This is a genomic window from Mesorhizobium sp. M2A.F.Ca.ET.037.01.1.1, assembly GCF_003998075.1.
Taxonomy (GTDB): Bacteria; Pseudomonadota; Alphaproteobacteria; order Rhizobiales; family Rhizobiaceae; genus Mesorhizobium.
This window is the reverse complement of the sequence record NZ_RZSA01001000.1, coordinates 1-2,318: the sequence shown is the minus strand read 5'-3', so window position 1 is coordinate 2,318 and position 2,318 is coordinate 1. Positions and strand designations below refer to the sequence as shown.

Genomic DNA, 2,318 nt, shown 5'->3' with positions numbered 1-2,318 from the left:
CTACGATGCAGACACGCTCGCCCAAACCGGCTTCTTCCGGGCGCTGCATGCGATCGCGCTCAGCCCGGACGAGGCGCGCTGCCACCGCATGCTGGCGCTGACGCTTCTCTATCGCGGCCGCGACGAATACGACGCGGTCGAGAAGCACTTCGCCCGCGCGCTGGATCTCAATCCCTACGATGCAGACACGCTCGCCCAAACCGGCTTCTTCCGGGCGCTGCGCGGCGACGGCGAGGTTGGGCTCGCGCTGCTCGACAAGGCCGTCCAGCTCAATCCCATGCATCCGACCTGGTACTATTACGATCGAGGCGAAGCTCTGCTGGCGCTCGGGCGGTATCAGGAAGCGGCCGCGTCCTTCTCTTGTCTGCCCCGCAAGAGCGCCTGGCAATGGGCGCGGCTGGCCGCATGCCACGCATTTGCCAGCGACCACGGGAAGGCGCTGGCCTGCGTCATCGAAGGTCGCGCCCTGGAGCCAGACCTCACCATCGCCCAGATCGTCCAGGACATGCGCATGGAACGCGAAGAGGACCGCGAACGACTGCGTCGCGGGCTCGAACTCGCCGGCTGGGACACGGCCATCTAAAGCGCGTCGCGATCCTTGGGATTCGCTCCATGCGCTTTAGGTCTTTGATTTTACGCATGTCTTTATCCCGAAACCGGTTCCCACTTTCGGGAGACATGCTTTAAGCATGTCCGGCTAGAAACTGATCTCGACCGCCGCGGCGCTTCGGCTGGCCTCGCCATGGAAGACCGCCTCGATGTTGTTGCCGTCGGGGTCGAGCAGGAAGCAGGCATAGTAGCCGGGATGGTAATGGCGCTCGCCCGGCGCGCCATTGTCCTTGCCGCCGGCGGCGAGCCCGGCCTGGTAGAAGGCATCGACCATGGCGCGGTCCTTCGCCTGGAAAGCCAGATGATGGCGGCCGGTGAGCACGCCGAGCGCGGCGCGGCTGTCGGCGCTGGAGACGAACAATTCGTCGGCCCAGAAATAATCCTGCGCCTCGCCGCCGATCGGGATGCCCAGCACCTCGAACAGGGCGCCATAGAAACGCCGGCTGGCCGCAAGGTCGCGCACCACGAGCTGGATGTGGTCGATGAGCCGGCCGCGATAGAGTTCCATGGGGGGCTCCTGCTGGTTGCTGCGGCTCAATCTAGAAGGGCCCGGTGCGTGGTCAAGACTGCTGACAGTTCGAGAGGCCGGCGGGACAGCGCCCCCCTATGCCCTACCGGGCATCTCCCCCACTTGGGGGGAGATCAGCCTTCACGCGGCCTTTCGCCAATCGCCAACGCCGGGGGAAAAGCGCCAGCACGGGAACTGCCAATCTCCCCCGTCGTGGGGGAGATGTCCGGCAGGACAGAGGGGGGCGAAGGAACGCGGCCTTTCCAGCAGTCCAATAATCGATAGCAAAAAACCAGATAAAAAATGCAACCGGATTTGTAGGATTGGCTCCCGCTTCGGCGTCCTTCGGACGCAAGCGGCCCGGTGGACTGGAAAAACCGTGCCGCATCAAACAGGATGCCTTACGGCATGGAGAAGAACCATGAACCATTCCTATCGTTGGGTCATCGTCGCGGCCGGCGCGCTGATGACCTGTGTGGCGCTCGGCGCCATGTTCTCGCTGGCGATCTTCCTGGAGCCGATGTCGCTCGACACGAACTGGTCGCGCACCGGCATTTCCAGCGCCATGACCTTGAACTTCCTTGTGATGGGCCTCGGTGGCTTCGCCTGGGGCGCGATCTATGACCGGGTCGGCGCGCGGCCCGTGGTGCTTGCGGGCGCCGTGCTGCTCGGCCTGTCGCTGGTGGTGGCGAGCCGCGCCAATTCGCTCATCGTCTTCCAGCTCAGCTACGGCATCATCGTAGGCCTGGCCGCCAGCGCCTTCTTCGCGCCGATGATCGCGCTCACCACAGCCTGGTTCGACACCAACCGAAGCCTTGCCGTGTCGCTGGTCTCGGCCGGCATGGGCGTGGCGCCGATGACCATCTCGCCCTTCGCGCGTTGGCTGATCACCGCCTATGACTGGCGCACCGCCATGTTCGATATCGGCGTCATGGCCTGGGTGCTGCTTTTGCCCGCCGTCTTGCTGGTGCGCCAGCCGCCGGCGGCGGTCGCGGCAAGCGACGGCACGTCGGCGCCCGCCGCCGACGGTCCCGGCATGAGCGTCGGCCAGGCGCTGCGCTCGCCGCAATTCATCGTGCTGGGGCTCACTTTCTTCGCCTGCTGCGCGGCTCATTCGGGCCCGATCTTCCACATGGTGAGCTATGCCATGTCCTGCGGTATCGCGCCGATGGCGGCCGTGTCGATCTACAGCGTCGAGGGC

Annotated in this window: 2 protein-coding genes and 1 pseudogene; 2 read left to right on the top strand and 1 reads right to left on the bottom strand. The window is 65.3% G+C overall.

Features of this window, described 5'->3' with window-relative positions; translation table 11 throughout:
• Positions 1-583, top strand: a pseudogene (locus EOA27_RS41130) (adenylate class-3/4/guanylyl cyclase); the annotation flags it as partial.
• A gap of 114 nt (positions 584-697) precedes the next feature.
• Here EOA27_RS41130 and EOA27_RS32515 read toward each other — a convergent pair.
• A complete protein-coding gene (locus tag EOA27_RS32515; RefSeq protein WP_126083339.1) occupies positions 698-1,117 on the bottom strand; it encodes a VOC family protein in 420 nt (139 codons plus the stop codon).
• A 421-nt stretch (positions 1,118-1,538) separates the two neighbouring features.
• Here EOA27_RS32515 and EOA27_RS32505 point away from each other — a divergent pair.
• The coding region (locus tag EOA27_RS32505) for an MFS transporter (protein ID WP_127258296.1) at positions 1,539-2,318 on the top strand (780 nt) is incomplete at its 3' end.